Source organism: Mucilaginibacter sp. UYNi724 (assembly GCF_054057495.1).
The window spans coordinates 243,843-262,674 of sequence record NZ_JBSRZI010000001.1 but is presented as its reverse complement, the minus strand read 5'-3'; the positions used below and the strand labels follow the sequence as shown (position 1 = coordinate 262,674).

13 protein-coding genes are annotated in these 18,832 nt (G+C 40.2%); 1 reads left to right on the top strand and 12 read right to left on the bottom strand.

Features of this window, described 5'->3' with window-relative positions; genetic code table 11:
• Positions 1–37: 37 nt before the first annotated feature.
• From ACVW0P_RS01110 to ACVW0P_RS01080, 7 genes are all read right to left on the bottom strand, one after another.
• On the bottom strand, positions 38–1,144 hold the full coding sequence (locus tag ACVW0P_RS01110) for a glycosyltransferase family 4 protein (RefSeq protein ID WP_457130442.1): 1,107 nt from the start codon (positions 1,142–1,144) through the stop codon (positions 38–40).
• 2 nt (positions 1,145–1,146) lie between these two features.
• On the bottom strand, positions 1,147–2,271 hold the full coding sequence (locus tag ACVW0P_RS01105; protein WP_457130441.1) for a glycosyltransferase family 4 protein: 1,125 nt from the start codon (positions 2,269–2,271) through the stop codon (positions 1,147–1,149).
• A gap of 59 nt (positions 2,272–2,330) precedes the next feature.
• A complete protein-coding gene (locus ACVW0P_RS01100) occupies positions 2,331–3,488 on the bottom strand; it encodes a glycosyltransferase family 4 protein (protein ID WP_457130440.1) in 1,158 nt (385 codons plus the stop codon).
• A complete protein-coding gene (locus tag ACVW0P_RS01095; RefSeq protein WP_457130439.1) occupies positions 3,488–3,994 on the bottom strand; it encodes a serine acetyltransferase in 507 nt (168 codons plus the stop codon). The genes ACVW0P_RS01100 and ACVW0P_RS01095 overlap by 1 nt, the downstream gene beginning before the upstream one ends.
• A gap of 13 nt (positions 3,995–4,007) precedes the next feature.
• Positions 4,008–5,243: a lipopolysaccharide biosynthesis protein gene (locus ACVW0P_RS01090; protein ID WP_457130438.1), complete on the bottom strand. Its 1,236-nt coding sequence runs from the start codon at positions 5,241–5,243 to the stop codon at positions 4,008–4,010.
• Positions 5,244–5,388: 145 nt separating this feature from the next.
• Positions 5,389–6,111, bottom strand: a complete 723-nt coding sequence (locus tag ACVW0P_RS01085) for a hypothetical protein (protein ID WP_457130437.1) — start codon at positions 6,109–6,111, stop codon at positions 5,389–5,391.
• Positions 6,112–6,464: 353 nt separating this feature from the next.
• Positions 6,465–8,939, bottom strand: coding sequence for an SLBB domain-containing protein (locus ACVW0P_RS01080; protein WP_457130436.1), 2,475 nt, complete (start codon positions 8,937–8,939; stop codon positions 6,465–6,467).
• A gap of 778 nt (positions 8,940–9,717) precedes the next feature.
• Here ACVW0P_RS01080 and ACVW0P_RS01075 point away from each other — a divergent pair.
• A complete protein-coding gene (locus tag ACVW0P_RS01075; RefSeq protein ID WP_457130435.1) occupies positions 9,718–11,061 on the top strand; it encodes a hypothetical protein in 1,344 nt (447 codons plus the stop codon).
• A 240-nt stretch (positions 11,062–11,301) separates the two neighbouring features.
• Here ACVW0P_RS01075 and ACVW0P_RS01070 read toward each other — a convergent pair whose 3' ends face one another.
• The 5 genes from ACVW0P_RS01070 to ACVW0P_RS01050 all read right to left on the bottom strand — a co-directional run bounded on the left by ACVW0P_RS01070 (position 11,302) and on the right by ACVW0P_RS01050 (position 18,709).
• The gene (locus tag ACVW0P_RS01070) at positions 11,302–11,751 is read right to left on the bottom strand and encodes a protein-tyrosine phosphatase family protein (RefSeq protein WP_457130434.1); all 450 of its coding nucleotides are present in this window, start codon (positions 11,749–11,751) and stop codon (positions 11,302–11,304) included.
• A 93-nt stretch (positions 11,752–11,844) separates the two neighbouring features.
• The gene (locus tag ACVW0P_RS01065) at positions 11,845–12,726 is read right to left on the bottom strand and encodes a diacylglycerol/lipid kinase family protein (RefSeq protein WP_457130433.1); all 882 of its coding nucleotides are present in this window, start codon (positions 12,724–12,726) and stop codon (positions 11,845–11,847) included.
• Between the two features lie 229 nt (positions 12,727–12,955).
• On the bottom strand, positions 12,956–14,032 hold the full coding sequence (locus ACVW0P_RS01060) for a phosphatidylinositol-specific phospholipase C1-like protein (RefSeq protein ID WP_457130432.1): 1,077 nt from the start codon (positions 14,030–14,032) through the stop codon (positions 12,956–12,958).
• A 63-nt stretch (positions 14,033–14,095) separates the two neighbouring features.
• Positions 14,096–15,682 (bottom strand): RagB/SusD family nutrient uptake outer membrane protein, encoded by a 1,587-nt coding sequence (locus ACVW0P_RS01055; protein ID WP_457130431.1) that lies wholly within the window; start codon positions 15,680–15,682, stop codon positions 14,096–14,098.
• Positions 15,683–15,706: 24 nt separating this feature from the next.
• Positions 15,707–18,709, bottom strand: coding sequence for a SusC/RagA family TonB-linked outer membrane protein (locus ACVW0P_RS01050; RefSeq protein WP_457130430.1), 3,003 nt, complete (start codon positions 18,707–18,709; stop codon positions 15,707–15,709).
• Between the last annotated feature and the right edge of the window lie 123 nt (positions 18,710–18,832).

Here is an 18,832-nt window from a genome sequence, read left to right as displayed (position 1 = left end):
TATATACGGTGGTTTAACTCGAAACGCTACAGCGCACTCAATTGTTTTTCATTTTTTTATCGATGTAGTTAACTATCTGATCTTTAAATACTTTCGTTGAAAATGATTTAGCATGGCTTACAATTTCATGATAGTCAAATAAATTTTTATTTGATTCGAACTTTATAACCGCACTTTTTATTGCTTCTGTAGTCTGTTCATAGAAGAATATGCCTGTTTTATTTTCTACAACACTTTCTAATGCGCCGCCTTTGCCGAACGCAATTACAGGCGTCCCGCAAGCCTGTGCCTCGACAGGTAAAATCCCGAAATCTTCTTCGGCGGCAAAAACGAAAGCCTTTGCTTCACCCATGTATTTTTTTAAAACATCAAAAGGTTGGTAACCTAACAGAATTGTATTTGTGGCTGCCAATTTACTCACTTTTTTAAAATCAGGGCCTTCGCCTATTACATACAGTTTTTTATCGGGCATTTGTGCAAAGGCCTCAACTATAAGATCAATTTTTTTATACGGTACAAATCTGGAGCAGGTAACGTAAAAATCTTCTTTGGTAAATACGGGCGAAAAGTCGTTAGTAGCAACGTTCGGGTGAATCACTACACTCTCCCTTCCGTATATTTTTTTTATTCGTCTGGCTATGTAATTAGAGTTAGCTATAAAGTGGTCTACCCGGTTAGTGCTGATAATATCCCACGTACGAATACGATGAAGCAGGTATTTTGCCAAAAAACCTTTTAGGCCTTTGTTAAGCCCCGATTCCTTTAAATACTGGTGATGCAAATCCCACGCGTACCTTATAGGCGAGTGGCAATAACAAATATGCATTTGGTTTGAATGTGTTAATGCGCCTTTGGCCACCGCGTGAGACGACGATATTACCAAATCATACGAAGAAAGGTCAAACTGCTCTATGGCCAGCGGAAAAAGCGGAAGGTAAGACCGGTATTTAGTTTTTGCGAATGGCAGCTTTTGTATGAACGAGGTAGTTATCTTGTGGCCCTCAAGGCTAAGTTTTTTAATGGTTTCACCGCGGGCCACAAGGGTGAAAATATCAGCATCGGGGTAGAGGGATGCAATTTCTTTAAATACGTTTTCGGACCCGCCAATAACGGTAAGCCATTCGTGTACTAATGCTACTTTCATTATTAGCTATATATCAATTTGTTAAAAAGGTTGATGTGTTGTTGCGCACTTTTATCCCAAGTAAAATATTTCACACGTTTTGTGCCATTTGTTACCAGGCTGGAATGCAAGCCTTGGTCTGATAACACTTTTTCTATCTGGGCGGCAATATCAGCCGGATCATGCGGGTCGAAATACAAGGCCGCATCTCCGCATACTTCGGGCAGGCTGTTTTGATTGGACACCAGCACGGGGCATTTATTCAGCATAGCTTCAAGGGGCGGCAAGCCAAACCCTTCATATAAGGATGGCAAAACAAATACCGACGCTTTGGCATAGATCGTGTCCATATCATCGTCATCAACAAAACCTGTAAACACGATACTCCGTTTCAAAATATCGTTGTTGTTAATTATGCGTAGCAGATCTTCGTCACCCGTTATAAAACCGTCAATTTTACCAACCACTACAATTTTATATGTTTCTTTTAATTCTTCTGAGAGTTTTAAATAAGCCTCTGCAAGCGTTTGTAGGTTTTTATGGGGTTTGACATTGCCAACATATAAGATGTATTGTGAAGGTAGCTTATATTTAGCTTTAACATCTTTCCAATTTCCAACCATTGGATATTGTTTAACACCATTGTAAATGACGTTTATATCAGCCCCCTTGGCGCTGCCAAATCTAATTATCTCATCTTTAGAGAAATTAGACACAGTGATAACTTGATCACTTGCACTTAATGCCCGGTTTATTACCAACTTAGCGTATATCTTTTGTTTGATGCTGAGCTGTTTGATGAATGCCAGGTGGAAAACATCATGAATTGTTGCCACCCTTTTACGGGCTTGTACAACAAAGAGCGGAACATTATAATGCGGCGACCAAAAAAGATCACATTTTGGGATCAGCTTTCTGTATTGTTTTTGCTCGCCTATAGAATAAATAGGCGGCAGGAAAGAAATTATTTTGGCCGAGTCACTGTAAGCCGACAATAACGCTGGGTCTCCAAGTAATATACTATTATACTCTGGTAAAATTATTGGCAAAAGCATACGCAAGTACATGCCAATGCCCGAATGTTGTATCATCCTGGCATCAATACATAAGGATGGTTTATTTGATAGTAAGCTTGAGGTTAGTTTCATGTTTATCAGGCAGGCTAATCTTATTTTTTACTATAATCTTTTTTTTCGCGGACTTGGCGTTAAAACGAACTGAGGATACTATTATATTGATCAGTCATCGTATCGATATTAAATTTACGAAATACTTTTTCTCTTGCATGTTCGCGCACATGGTTCAGGGAACTAAAATTGCCTATCACGTATTCCAGTTTTTTCAAAAGCGCGTTTTGATCGTTGTACTCAAATAAATAACCGTCGGTATTGTCAGTAATAATCTCCGGGCTACCGCCGGTGTTTGATGCTATTACTATTTTCTTGATCGCCATTGCCTCGTAAATGGTTGTACCGAGTGGCTCACTACCGGTTAAATTGCTATTATTAATAAGAATATCGCAGCCGTTATACATTTCGGGCATGTCGCTTATTTTACCCAGATATGTGACGTGCAGGTCACTATTCACCGCATTTAACACTTCATCAACATATTGTTGGTGATCTGCCGAAGGTGGGCCCGCTAACACCAAGCGCGCATCCGGACTTGTATTATTTAAGTTTTCGAATATCTTGATAAGTGGCAACTGACCTTTACGCGGCTCGATAGTTCCTGCAAGCCCTATAACGATTTGATGTTCCGTAAAGCCATGCTTTGTTCTGAACAAACTCTTACTCGTCTCATTAGGCGTAAATTCAGATAGGTTAATGCCATTATATAATGTTAACACTTTTTTACTACTGGGGTATTTTGCCTTTACTGCATCAGAAACTACCAGCGTGCGGTCGAAAATTTTGAAAGCTAATTGGGCCAGCTTATTTTCGAACGCCGAAAAGTATTTCAGGTCGTGATCTGACCATATAAATTTTACTTTTTTATTGAATACTTTGAAATATGTAACTGCCGGGATCAGGTAAAATGCAGGCACTATGGTATTGGCATGCACAATGTCGATTTGATTTCGGTTAATGTATTTTATGACCTGTGCAGCAACTTTCAGGTTGTTTGTTATAGCCTGCCAAAAAAAAGTAAATTTAGCCGAACTGCTTCTGTTAAGCTTTTTCAAAGGGTTGACAATAGTAATCTTAATATCACCATTACGGCTAACCAGCTCGTCAGCATAACTTCCGGGGGCCACAAATAAATGTGGTTTTACAACTTCTAAATTGTGATTAATAAGGCGTTCGATCACTTTCTCGGCACCGGAGGCTTTTTCGCCGCCAAACACATAAAGTATATTCAGCATTATAAATATTTTAGAACTTTAGCCGGGTTACCTGCTATTACACAATTAGATGGCACATCTTTAACGACAATAGAACCTGCGCCGATCATTACATTATTACCAATAGTTATGGGTCCTATGACACACACATTTGCCCCTATATCTACATTGTCGCCAATTACCGGGCAGCCGCTATTATAATCCCCCTCGGCGCTTTTTTTATTGCCCAGGGTAGTGCAATGCCTTAAAATGCAATTTTTACCTATTTTAACCCCTGGGTTTACCACCAATGAAAAGCCGTGATGTAATTGGAGGTTTTCGCCGGCCCTCACGTGCCATGATAATTCAATGGCCATAAACCATTCTACTACAAAAATATATATGATGAGATACCAAAAAAAAAGTATGGTAAGCAACTTATTGCTTCGCACCCAAACTGCGAGCCTGTATAGTACCAATACAAGTTGCCCTTTTACGTTTTTTGAGTTGGCTCTAAAATCTTGAAATATATTGTAATTGACGGGCATGATCTTTTTATTGTTAAGTATTGGCGCGTATCCGTTTATATGCAACGTATGGGCCGTAAATAGAAAATGGTAGGATACACACCGCCGATGCCAGCACAACCCCTGCAGAACCCAGATTTAAATGGATAAAATATATACATAAGGGTATGTTGGCTATAATGGTAAAAAACAGATAAGGCAGCTGTACGCGTATGGCCGAAATGCTGTTTAGAAATACCGAATAGTTGTAATTCCAGGCATAAAGTACGTGATATACCACCATGCCTGTTATTAATAATACTGGTATATCGTAATTTTTTTGTACCCATAAGTAAAGGATAGGATTTATAAATACCCCCATTAAAATGAATACTATAGCAACCCCAGCCACAAAATAATTAAATCGTGTAAATACGTTTTTTATCCAAACGTTGTCCTTTTTTTCAAATGCTTCAGTAAAAACTGTCCACAAGGGCATAGATATAAGGCTCAGCATCACTATAACAGCATTAAAGAGTTTATATACCAGGCTATATTTGGTCACCTCAATGTTGCCAAGATATTTATTAATGATAATGGTATCGGTAAAAGATATCACTATCACCTGGATCTGCACAATAAAAAAACCAAAACTTAATTTCAGTATGTTATTCAAATAATCAGACCGAAAGTGCCTTAAAGCTGGCAATAGCGAAGGGTTTTTTTTGTAAAATATAATATTGGCTGTTACCATACTTACAATGAGGGATATGGCCATAACTTGAGCCATCATATTGATGTTTGCTTTTATTTTTAATACATTGAACGTAATAAGGATCAATACTGTAATTAAATTATTGAGCACCATACCAAGGTTAGAGAACGATATGTTTTGCATAGATGCTGCAATGTTGTACACAAAGTTGAGTGTAAAGGAAATGATAATGATTGTCCCTATTGTTAAAATAGATCGTTCCACATCTTTAGGAGAAATACCCGCGGTATCGATAAATGATTTTATATCTATCAATTTGGTGGTTAAGAATAAGCCGGCTATAAGTATTAGTGATAATGAAGCAAATACAATATATCCTGTACTGATGTAGCGCTTCACCTCTTCTATCTCATTGTTGGCCAAGGCTACTGTAATTTTATTTTTTAAGCCGTTACCTAGCCCAAGATCAAAAAACAAAAAGAAGTTCACTAACGAAAATATGGTTAACCAAAGCCCATATTCAGTTGAGCCCAATAAATTTATTGATAAAGGTACAATAGCAAAACTTAAGATCATGGACAGGCCCTTATATCCAAAAGATAATCCTAACTGCACCAATAATTTAAGATTTCTTTTTTTGCCATCAATGACGTGAATTCCATCATTGTCTTTTTTGAAAACTTGCCGTAAGAGGCTTTTAAACTTTAACATTACCGGCATTTCAGGACTGCTGACTTTTTTGAGTGAAAAACTTCAGTGCAAACCACGCTGCAGCTAAAAAAGAGAATAACATAAAGCCGGCAATAAAGGCTATCTTTTTTGGTATTTTATTGCTTTCGAGCGGAAGAATAGGTGCATCTATTACCTGTATAAGCGGTGTTTCTTTCAACAAGCCAAGTTTTGAAATTTCCAGGTTTTTCACTATTTCCCCATATACAGCCACGCTTGCCTGAACGTCAACCTGTTTACGTTGTGATGGAACCCTTAGCGTTAGCATCTGCGGGTTAGCATTGGGTGCAGCGTCAAGTGAGCTTGCTACCCCGCCTATAGATTGATTAACAACGCGCTTAACGCTATCAGCTTGCTTTTGCAAAAGCTGAACATTAATCGTTGATTTTTTTGTTTTAGTTTGCACATAAAAATCATTTACATCTTTTACAATTTCGTTTGCGAAAGCCTGAGCAAAAAGCTCGTCCTTGGACTTAACAGTTACGTGGATAATGGCAAGTTTTTTGTCAGGTTTTATAACAGTTAATGCTGTTTTATTAATACGTTTTACAATATCTGTCATCAAACTGTCTTGGACGCGCGAGAATCGATCAACCCGGGTATTGAAATTTATATTGCCCAACTTTTGATCCGCCCAAGTTTTTCTAAACTTATTTTCCTCAATGTAGCGGTCAATCAATAATTGTGGTTTTCCATTAAATAACACCTTTTTCAATAGTGTTTTCTCGAGCATCGTGCGCGATTTATACAATTCAAAAATATTATCGCCCTGGAACAATCCGTCGCCGCCGCCATCAAGGCTTATTCCAGCCAGGGATGCCAAACCAGCATATTGTCCAAGGCCGCCTTTATCTCCGTCCTGTAAAACGAAAGTACATTCCGCTGAGTAGGTGTTTCGTTTAACTTTTGCAAAAAAATAACCTGAAGCCGCACCTATTGACCCGCATACCAAAATGAAAAGCCATTTTTTTATTAAGTAGGCAAATAACAGTTTTACCCTGAGTATAATGTAACTTAACGAAATTACATCTGAGTGTTTATTATCCATTTTCTTACAGGTACTAATCGCTATCTGCGTAAACTTAATATGCCCAAAATTACAGCGCCTAATGAAGCCAGCCCTGTTGATAACCCTAAGATTGTTTGCAACGAACTACCTCTGCTCTCAGGTTTTTTTGGCACAAATATCTCGCTGCCAGGCTTTACTTCGGGATGGTTGTTGAAAAATAAAAATTTGCGAGTGCCTTTTACTGTACCGTTAGGATACACAACGTACGCAGCACGCTTTAAAGCTTGTGGTGCATACCCTCCAGCATTAGAAACAAAATCATTAAACGATTTTGACTTGTCATAAACAACCGCGCTTGGGTATAACACTTGGCCATTAACACGCACCACTTGCTGTTGTTTTGGGATTCTCAATACGTCGCCATCTTCTAATAAAAGGTCTCCGTTCGAGCCGGGTTTTTTAAGAATCTTATCAAGTTCTATCCCTACATAATTATTGCGCTGCTGATTATCTTCGGTATTTGTAGAGTCGCGATATGTTCTTTTTAACCGGTTGTTTTGGTTGGTACGTTCAAATTCAATTGCTATGGTATCAGATTTATTTTTATCAATACCCAGGATCGCAATGTTCTCTCTTTTTAAAGAGCCACCTGTAGCATCGGCAGAGGCAGTGAGCCCACCGGCTCTTTCTACCAGATCCGATACTTTTTCGTTTTTATTCTTTATGGTATAGCTACCCGGATACAATACCTCACCCTCTACTTTAACAGTTTTTTGTTTTTCATAACCAGGCAGGTTGTAAACAGAAACAATATCGAATGGGGATAATACAAAATTCGCATCCGCGGGCTTAAGCGCGCCATCAATATTTACACTAAACACTTGCGCAACCGAGCTGTTTTTTGAATTAGGATCGGCATCAGATATACGGCGTGCCACCTCAACTCGGTTAGTGCTGGCTCCTTCTGTAAAACCGCCTGCTTTTAAAATGAGATCCTCTACCTTCATGTTTGCGGCAAAAGCGAATTTCCCCGGCCTGCGGACATTCCCGTTGATCGTAACAACGTATTTATCCCGCAGATCAAAAATTGAAGATATGTTTACTACATCTTCGCGCTGCAACGGGATATTAATTTTTTTATTGATCACATCACGTACGTTAAAGCTAATTATCTCGGTACTATTGTCTGGTTTCAACCGGGTTATCACGCCACGTTCGGTAAATGCGTCTTCTTTTAACCCGGCAGCGTTGGTGATTAATTGCAGCAGGGTCAATCCGTCTTGCAATTCGTAAATGCCGGGTCTGAAAACCGCGCCATTAATAACCACTCTGTTGGAAAACCTGTTTAAAATAGGCTCCACAATATATTTGTCTCCCCGTAAAGGCATGTAATTTTTATAATCGGCTTCAACAACATCCGTTATTTTACGTTGCTGGTCGCTTATTTGCGAAACCTTGATACGTGCAGTGTAAGCGCTGTCTGTAAATCCACCAGCGAATGCAATCACATTGTCTAAGGATTCGCCAGGTAAAACCTCAAATAGAGCCGGGATTTTTATTTCACCAGAAAACTCTACCCTTGTGCGGTAAGTTGGCACACGCACAATATCCTGGTCCTGAAGTGTGATGTTGTTTTTTTGATCAGCTTTCAAAATAAAATCGTATACATCAAGGTGTCGGATGATACGATTGTTTCTGATGATTTCTATCTGTCTTAAGCTGCCATTTTCATTAGGGCCGCCTGCAGCATACAAGGCATTAAAAACACTTGCTAAAGACGGTAAGGTATATGTGCCTGGTTTTACAACTTGCCCTATCATAATTACCTGTATGCTCCGAATATTTCCGAGGGTTACCTGTACAGTAGTTCCCTTATCAACTGAATAATTATTGGCTGCAAGTTTATTTTTTATAGATGCTGTAGCCTGTTCAATAGTTTTACCGCCAACGTTTAAAACACCGGCACCAGGTATGTTGATATTTCCTTCTGGGCTAACCTCCAGTTTCCAATTTACCAGCGAGCGCCCATAAACGTTTATATTTAATTGGTCGCTTGGCCCCAAGATGTAATTTACAGGTGTAGCCAACTTTAAGTTAGGCTGAAAAGTACTGTTCTTATTTTTGAAAATATCTGCGCCAAATATTTTAGGTTTTAACTTCTCTGACAAATCTTTTCGGTTTCCTGCATTATCCTCTAAACTATCCGGCTGATAATTTAAACGCCTTTGAGTGAAGCCAGTAGTATCGCTGTTATTTGAACCCTCGCCGATGTTATTATCCCTGAAGGCTTTGATGCGCGCCTGTAATTTTTGTACCTGGCCTTCTGACAGGCCCTTTGCCTGTGCTTGCTGTAGTATATCCGCATCGCTTAAGCCGGCTTTAGAAGCCTGTTGCAATATTTGGTTAATCTGCTGGTCTGAAAGGTTATCTACATTAACAGATGAGATGTTTTGCAAACTACTTTGTGCGTGAACTTTTGAAAATATGCCGCAAGAAATATATAAAGCAAATAAAAGTACTAAAAGTCTATTCATGGATTGGAGGATATCATGCTCAAACAACCTTTAGTTAAATGTTGTTTTGTGCAAAAGTAAATGAATTTATCTCTAATAATTAAGGTGTCGATTTTTTTAATTGGAAATATCATCGTGAACCGAATAATAGTTTACCACGGCCTGTTGCCCGTTTTCAATCAATAAGTTTATTTCATAGTGTAATACAACGTTATGCTGTAATAAACGTCAGGGTTCAAAATTTTATATTATTCGGATTTAATTATTTTTCACGGTTGGTTCAATTACTTGTTTTTGTTTCTAATCGTCGGTTGCTCACTATAGATTATTTTTTTGAGTTTCAAGATTTACAAGGCGCGCCGGTATAAGTCCTGGTTTCTGGGGGCAAGTTTATTCCTCAATTTGAGCATACATTTTTTTTAAAAAATGTTATAGCAGAACGTTTGGCGCCTAAAGTGAACTTTGCTTTTATGAACTACAACGCTTTATCATCTTTAGAATTGCTGTTGGGTTGTACCATAGATTTCCAACAAACACTTCCCCTGGATTACCTAATATCGAAATCATTGGGCCGGAATTTAAAAAAAATAGACACATGTTATCTTAAAAACATGATTCGCGCAAAAAGTACAATTCCATTGTGTTTAAGATTGATACAATGGTTTTCAAAAACTATAAGCTTTTATAAATAATATATTAAAAACACCTCACTATTCAGCATGTCCCTCTTTTTTTATTAATTTGTAATCTTGGCTATGAATGCCACAATCAGTTTAATTAGAAATTTGAATAGTCGTATATGACAAAGCTATTGAGGCCGGTGTTTTACAGATCAGAACTTGGGATCGTTTTGCTTTGTACGGTGTGCCTTCAGTTGCCCGATTTAAAAATTGCTGGGCTGCAACTGGCAGAAATTATAATGCTTGCGTTATTCCCCTTTTTTCTTAAAAAAAATTTAAAAAGTAAAACTACAATATATTTTATATTATACTATGTCGCGTTTTTTTTAAAGACTTTGATATTCAATTATTTCACTGATTTTTACATCAACGATCAGGAACTAACTTTTATCAAACATCCGGGTTTAATAAGCCTGGCCAGGCTTATAGAAATGTTTGCCTGCGTTACTTTTTGTGGCTTTATCGCAAGCGTGTTTTCAAACTCGAAAGATCCGTATAATTTACTCAAGACAGTCTTGTTTGTACAATTGTTTATTATGGGTGCTGTATTTATCAGTGTTTATCTACTATATGCTGCACGTTTGCTATCTACAACAGATTACGAAAATCTAATTGTGTATGACGCCAGTCAGGGAGATGGAATTTATCGTTTAAAAGGCTTTTTTGTAGAGGGGGGGCCTTTCGGGCTTTTCTATGCATTTCTGTTTACCATTTGTATCGCTTTTTATAAAAAATTAAATTTAACTCCTTGGTACTTGTTAATCAGTTTGTTACTGATAATATTGGCGCAGTCTAAAGCTGGATATGTGCTGGTGTTACTAAATGCGGGCGTATTTTTAATATCTAAAGTCAACGTACTTTTCAAAAACTTAGGCGCGAAAATCGTGCTGTCAATACTTATTATTGCGGCATTAACGGCTGGCTCTATTTCTGTATTCAAGATATACATCAACAGTTTGTCGGAAATAGAACAGCGGGCTGCATTGTTCGGTCCTGGGGAAATAGATCCTAATTTTATGATGGGCAGGACATCAGCAACGGTTATTGTGCCTAATATGCTTAAAAGTAACGCTGTGAAAGGAATAGGTTGGGGGAATTATCCTTTGACACGTAATAACCCTGCTTATAGGGATTTTATGCCAGAAATTCCGGTAAGTATGTGGGACGGGACTGGGTTTGGTGGAATTACGGACATGTTAATTGAAGCCGGGCTAATCCTTTTTCTGATTTATATAATCCTCTATATACGGATAATTAAGCTTATCAGGCAAAACCTACAACAGCCAAATTACCTAATTTTGGCGCTCGTAGGCCCACTATTATTAGGAGTTTCTATTTACTTTTTTTACACATGGTTTTTATTAGGGGTTTTGCTGTTTTATTTTCAGTATAATAATGGGGATTCCTATCAACTTGTAACCTCGGCCAACAAACTTTCTGAAGATGACTTTTCCGCCTTGTAACAATTGATAACTTTGTAATAAGAAGGTGTTAAACAGCAGGAACTATAATTCTGCTTTAAGCGGGATACGTTTTAAGATGTCGTTTAAACTTTATAAGTCAATATATATATATTGAAACAAACTATTTACAAAATTGCACCTGAATTGTTCAGTTGTAGCAAATAGTTTCATAAAAGCTTAAGCGATTATATTCACATCTCGCATTAAGAACGGTAGATTATGGTAACCTCTCGTTCTGATTTATTTATTTCCTTTAATGTAATATGCTTCCAGCTCTTTTAGTCGCTTTAACTGGCTCGGTCTCGGATTAATGAAGGGACGGGCTTTCCGGATTAAGACCAAGGCATCTTCAACAGTCAGGCCGCTTTTTAACAGATAAGCAACCGTCATGGTTGGACCGCGCCCCAGTCCCTGGCGACAGTGGATATAAACCTTGCCGCCTTTTTTAATTTCGGAATCAGCAAAGTCAGCACCCCGGATTAATGTATTTAGCGGCGGAGGGGTGTTGTCTGGTGTAGGCAGGTGCAGGTAATGGAAACCTTCATATTGGGCTTCGGTATATACTGAATGCATCCGCATATTGATAATGGCTGTAATACCCAAGGCTTTCATTTTTCGCAAACCCACTCGATTATATTGACTGCCTAAAAACAAATTAGCTGTTATCTCGCAGCGTTTCAGTCGGGGCATCCCGAATATTACCCGGTAGGTATTATCATAACTATACTGTAGGAAAAGCGAGCTTAATTTCAACAAGCTTTTGATTTTAGTTAGTACCATGGTTCATTTCGTTTTGGCGGGTACCAGCATCCGGATTGAGCCTGGCGCAATCTCCAGTTTAAGTGTTTTCGCAAATTTTTCGGTGTCATCACAAATATAGGATTGTTCTTTAGGCATCTTGATCACCACTTTTTTGGCTTTCCAATGCTGTACGGCATCGGTTTCCTGTTGCATTAGGGCACTGCCAGCTATTTTTAAAACGGAGGAAAAGTTATTTTCTTTCATCAAAATTACGTCTAAAAATCCGTCGGTTATACTAATCCCGGGCTGTAACGCAAAATTACCGATCCCGATATTTCCGGAATTGGTTACAGTTAAAGAAACGCCGGTTGCTGAGATTTTTTCGCCATCGATATCGAGCTCATAGTTAATGCTTTTCGCCTCGATCAAAGTTTTTACTGCCGTTACACCGTAAGCCAGTTGACCAATGCTATCCTTTAAGTCACGGTCGGCGCTGGTCACCATGGCTGCCATAATTCCCATGTTAATCCGAAGAAGGAACGGCGTTCCGTTAACCAGTCCCATATCCACTGCAATGATGCGATGTTTTCCTTTACCCAGCAAAGCTAATGCTTCAACAGTATCCAGGGGAATGTCAAGCTCTTTAGCCATTACATTTGCGGTCCCTCCGGGTATAATAGCTATGGGCAAGTTGCTTCCAAGCAACGCCGATGCCACGGATGTTACGCCGCCATCGCCGCCATAAACCGCTACGAGATCCGTTTTACCGATCAGCTTCCGGGCAAGTTCACCGGCATTAAGGTTTTTTTTAGTGACCGAAATATCCCAGTCGACTTGAGCCCCAGCCATCGCTTTGTTTATATATGACAAAATGGGCTCTTCCTTACCGCTTGCCGGATTAATGATAAAATGAATATGTTTCAACTTCAACGTTTGCTATGTATTTACTTACGCAACAGGTGTGTGACAGATAAGTTTAACCAAGTTCTTAAATTCATTGAATGGTAATGTTAAATTAATTTTTTATCTCCTTTTAAATTATTTGGTGTAGATAATTGGAGCCGAGCCTTCATTATTCATTCGTGAAAACATAAATAGGGGGCAGCACCGATGCCTGCCCCCTATCTATGGGTAGATATTGACCACTATTAATTTATTTACTGCCGGCAAACAACGGGTTCTTCCTAAAGTAGCTTCCATCAGCAAAGCTGATGATGTAATCAGACTTAAAGTGTGTGCTCTTTTTATAGTAATCGGTAGAGATGATCTGCGCGCCTGATTGCTGAGCTGCTGCAAAACTGCTTTTGTCATTAGTCCTTGCCTCCTGGGTATCACTATCGGCGCGGGTACGGATGATGTAGCCTTTTTTCACAAGGTTCTTAATTTGAGCCAGTTGTTTTTTTGCGTCATTCATTACGTAAATGGCGGCCTCCGGTGTACCAGGCTCCGAATTGGTAAAGAAAACCCTTCCTTTAAGTGAAGGATGACCGCTGATATATATGGCTGTTTTAACAGGCGGCTCGTCCAGCAGGAAAATGAATTTTCCTTTGGCTTGTTTTAAGGTTGGCCAGTTTTGGTGTAATACGGCCTGCTCTAATGTTTTGTAGGTACCACGTACATTGTCTGGCCTTAGCACATGATCTATTCCTAAATTATCAGCGATCTCTTTATCCAGCTTATCATAAATGCGCGAATCAAATTTGTCAGGAATGGTAAAGCCCGGCTTTTTCATTGCTTCGTCTTTAGCATTCATAGTAATGTAGATAGGTGGATGTTCCGGGTGCGCGTCCGACCACTTTTTGAGTTGTTGCAGGCATTGTTTAAATGTGGCACACTGGCTTCTGAAATCTATATCCTGGATATGAAAAACTTTAAATCCAGGTTGCTTCATCACACCTTCAGTATCATAGGCAGGTTGGCCGGGCACCCAGTCCAATCCTTTGGGGTGTGCATATTTACCGCCAAGGGTATCGGCATAAACATCTATCTCAAGGTCCAGCAGCCCCAGGTCCAATTGGTCTGTAAGGCTGCTGTGCTCGTAATCGATCTTGCTCATCGCAACAGAATCCCGGCTCTGCAACATTTTAAACAGTCTTGGGTCGATAGCCTTTTTGTAGCTGTTATGAGAGCCGATTACCTGTACATGGTTAATTGGGGTGTCGTCGCCTGGTACGTTGGTGCCGATGAAAGAGCTTGCTGCAATTAGTAATAAACTTAATGTAATTTTCATAAAATTATAAATTTAAAACAGCCCTACTATTATAAAGCGGGGCTGTTTTTATGTAAAACTTAATTAATAACCCGGGTTTTGCACCAGGTTAGGGTTTAGTTTTATTTCTTGTGCAGGTATAGGGTAAAGCCTGCGGTTAACATCTTTATTTAAGGTTAATACATCATTAGGCAGCGGATATTCTTTTTCGAACTGGCCAAAACGTATCAGGTCGTTTCTGCGCCACGCCTCCCATGAAAACTCCCGGGCACGTTCATCTAATAAACCGTTCAAGTCTATACCGTTAACACCCGGCGCACCAGCACGTACACGGATCTTGTTTATCAACACATCAGCAGTTTGTAACTCGCCATTAACATTTGTTGCCGGTGCACCGCGCAAAATGGCTTCAGCTTTCATCATCATCACATCAGCCAAACGGAAAACCGGTACGTCATTACCGTTTAAACGGGTAGCCTGGATTATGGTAGGGTCTGGGTAGTATTTTAATGAGCGTACACCTTCGGACTGGCTGGCAATGGTGTTACCCAGGTCCATAGGTTTGCCCGGTACCAGGGTCAACTTAGGCTCTATAAAAATTTGCGTGTTTGTGCTTGGATAATAAACCGGCTGACTGGTAAAGCCACCGTTGCCATCAGGAAAGAATTGGGGGCCTGCTAACCATGTTTTATTTCTAACGTCATTTGGCAGGTTAAACCGTGCATAAAACTCGGGCGTAGTGCTTATGGCAATACTTAAACCAACGTTAAAGCCGTAAGCATTAACCAAATAGTAAAAGAAACCAAAACGGGTGAACTGGTTACCGGGGATCTGCTGATCGTAAGGGATAGCGAAGATGGTTTCATTGATCTGCGGACCGTTATTGGGTAAGAATATGTCGCGGTATTTGGTATCCAGGCTATAGTTATTATTTTTTAAAACACTATCAGCCATGGCAACGGTCTCGGTGTATTTGGCAGTACCTGTATAAACCTGCGCGTTCAAATACATTTTTTCTAACAAAGCAAATACAAGCCCTTTGGTTGGGCGGCCATAATACAATGTAGCGTTTGCGTTTGTTTTTGCAGGTAGCAAAGGCAGCACAGCTTTCAACTCGGTCTCTATAAATTCAAATACTTTTGCCCGTGGCTGTGTAGCCGGCTGGGTGGTTACCGGGAACTCGGTAATGATGGGGACGTTACCATACAAGTCCATCATAAAATACATGTACAAGGCACGCATGGCTTTAACCTCGGCAACAGACGCAGTTTTTTTTGCATCTGATGCCAGGCTGGCGTTAATTACACTAATAATACGGTTACAAGTATTTACACCACCAAAACCCCACTGCCAAATAGCGGTAACATTCGGGTGATCAAACGTCCAACTGTGGTAATGTAACTGGCGGTACTGGCCACCATCGTCAAAATTACCGTCACGGGCCGGCAGGATAGCCTCGTCTGTAGAAAGCTCCTGCATGCGCCAGTAAGGCACGGCAAATTGTGAAGATAGGTTAGAATATATAGTACCTATCAAAGCGTTATAATCTGCATCTGTTACCGGGAAGTTTGATTTTACGTACTGCGATTCTACAGGTACATCTAATTTGGTGCACGAGTAGCTGCTAACCAGCATAGCTACCGTGGCAAATAATATGAATATCTTTTTCATCTGTATAGAGTTTATTGGATGTTATTAAAATGTAGCGGTTATACCTGCGCTGAACGTGCGGGTTTTAGGGTAAAAGTCGCGGTTATCAATACCCGGAGTTAAGCCGCCGATATTGATCTCCGGATCTACACCGCGGTATTTAGTGATAATAAAGATGTTGTTGCCTGATAAGTACAAGCGTATGCTTTTAACACCTTTAAATGTTGGCCTAATGGTATAGCCTAAAGTGGCATTATCTAAACGCAGGTATGAGCCGCTTTCCAGAAAACGGTCTGATACCAGGTAGCCGTTAACATCCTTAAACGATTCGCCTAAAGTAAATCTTGGGATGTTTTGGAATTTTGAATCGGCCGGGTTATTCAGCGCTGCTAGAGTAGCATTCAGGATCTGGTTTCCATATACACCGCGTATCAGAAAGTTGAAATCAAAGTTTTTGTAGTTGAAGCTGTTGCTCCAGCCGTATATTAATTTAGGCTGAGCGCTGCCAGTGATTCGCTGATCTGTAGTTAAGGGCTGGCTGGAGGTTGTTGTGCCATCGGCCTTTTGGTAGGTACTTACGCCGTTTGCATCTTTGCCAAGATAGTGCCACAGATAATAAGTGCCTATAGCGTATCCCGGTTGAATAACCTGGCTGCTAAGGAACGACTGGCCCTTACCGCCAAGTTGCGCGGTGAGAATGTTGTTGATAGTAAACTGCGAGTTCGACAAGCTTTCCACAACGTTTTTGTTGTGCGATGCATTAATGGATGTGCGCCAGGTAAAGCTGTTTGTTTTTACCGGTATTGCGCTTAAAACCACCTCAATCCCGCTATTCTTTATTTTACCAACATTGGCAGTTAACAAAGGCACAAAGTATTGGGTGGTTGATACTGTGTAATTGGTGATCAGGTCGGATGTTTTCTTTACGTAATAATCTACTGAACCGGTTAAACGGTTACCGAATAAACCAAAATCCAAGCCGATGTTGGTGGTAGCTGTGCTCTCCCATTTAAGGTCGGGATTATCGTTACGCACAGGGCCAATAGGGTTGGTAATAACACCATTGCTCAAAAATTTGCCACCACCGGGAGGAATCCCATAGATCAATTGTGCGGTAAAGGCATCAAAACCAAGGCTGTTGCCGGATACACCGTAGCCTGCACGCAATTTTAAATCGCTTATGACAGGAAGTTTTTCCATGAATTTTTCGCTGATGATTCTCCAGCCTGCCGAAACGGCCGGGAAGTAACCATGGCGTTGGTTTAAACCGAATGCCGATGAACCATCTTCCCTTAGCGATGCTTGCAATAAGTATTTATCATTATACTGATATTGCGCGCGGCCATAGTAGGATATTAATCTTAAAGTAGAAATATAATTTTGATTAAATGCTATTTGAGAAAGATTGGTTGGATTAGATAAGTACAGGTTGTTATAGGTAAGGTTATCATTGGAGAAGTTTTGGGTTTGAATACCAAACCCATCGTTAGTACGATCTTGCTGGTAAGAATAACCGCCTAATAATTTGATGGCGTGCAGGCCAAATTCCCGATCATAGTTTAAGAAAGCCTCCACTACATTGCTTGTGCTTTTGTAAGAAGAGCGGTTAGCCACGCCTCCTAAATTTACAGCAAGGCCAGATTTGCTATTGTAATAGGTATTAACATTATTCTGATCTTTTTGGGTAGACCCGTTTAGTGTAAATTTCAAGCCCTTTAATATATCAACCGAGGCAAAGCCGTTGATTAAGGTTTTATTGTTATCGGTTTTTATAAAGTTGTTATCTATTAACGACAACGGGTTTAAAGTACCGCTGCCTGTACGGGCGAAGTTTTCTTTATAACTGCCATCCGGGTTAAACGGGCTTACAGTTGGAAGATAAAATAAGATACCCGATAAAACCTGGCTTTGGATAATGTCATCGCTTTTTGTACCGCTATTAGTAAGGGTGATGCCCAGTTTCAACCTATCGTTAAAGAAACGTTGATTGATATAGCCTTTAAAAATGGTACGCTCCAGGTTGGTGTTTTTAAGTACACCATCATTTTTAAAGTAATTTACACTGGCCCCGTACTCGGCATTGTTGCCTGCGCCGCTGTATGATAGGTTGTGGCTTTGTGAATAGCTGGTTTTCTCGGCCAGTTTTTGCCAGTTGGTGTTAGACCCATCATCATCCAGGGGTTTTGCCAAGGGAGCCACGCCATTGTCTGAGAGGTATTTGCGTAATTCGTCGGCGGTTAAAACATCTATATTTTTTGAGATCTTCTCCACCGCGCCATATGCACTGTAAGTAAGCCTGGTTTGGCCGGCGCGAGCTTTGCGCGTTGTAACTATTATTACGCCATTTGCAGCACGCGAGCCGTAAATAGCCGTTGAAGATGCGTCTTTCAATACATCGATACTTTCGATATCAGCAGGCGCAAGCAAATCGATAGAGGCACCGGGCACACCATCAATTACATAGAACGGCGACTGTGCTGCACCTTCGCGCAGCGTGGACGGGCCGCGCAGAATAGTTGTTGGCTGCTTGTTTGGGTCGCCGCTTTTAGTGATATTTAAACCGGCAACTTTACCCTGCAAAAGCTCGGCCGGGGTAGTCAAAACACCGGCGTTAAACTCTTCGGCCTTTATCGAAGTAATAGCACCCGTAACATCCCTTTTACTGGATGTACCGTAACCTATCACTACAACATCTTTAAGTTGCCTTGCATCTGGCAGCAAACTGATGTTTACAGTGTTATCGGCACCAACTTTTATATCCTTTGACGTATAACCTATGAAGCTAAACCTTAAGGTAACAATGTTGCCGGATACGTTTAGGGCATACTTACCGCTTGCATCGGTCATTACCCCGGCGGTGCTGCCCGTGAGTAATACAGAAACACCCGGAAGGGGTTGGTTTCTTTCGTCGGTCACGGTACCACTTATGGTACGCCCGGTTTGGGCAAATGCAGGCAATACGCTAATGAACATAGCGCAGAGCAACATTACCCATTGCCTTGAATGATAGTTTTTACCATTAATAAAGCGCTGGTAGATTTGTTTCATAAATTAAATGGTTTGGGGTGATGAGTGTTCGATTAAATTAAATGCAAAGTAACTGCCAGGCTATTATCAAATTATCAACTGGTGGTTAGCTTATTAATAACATTTGCAAAGAAGGAAGCAGCT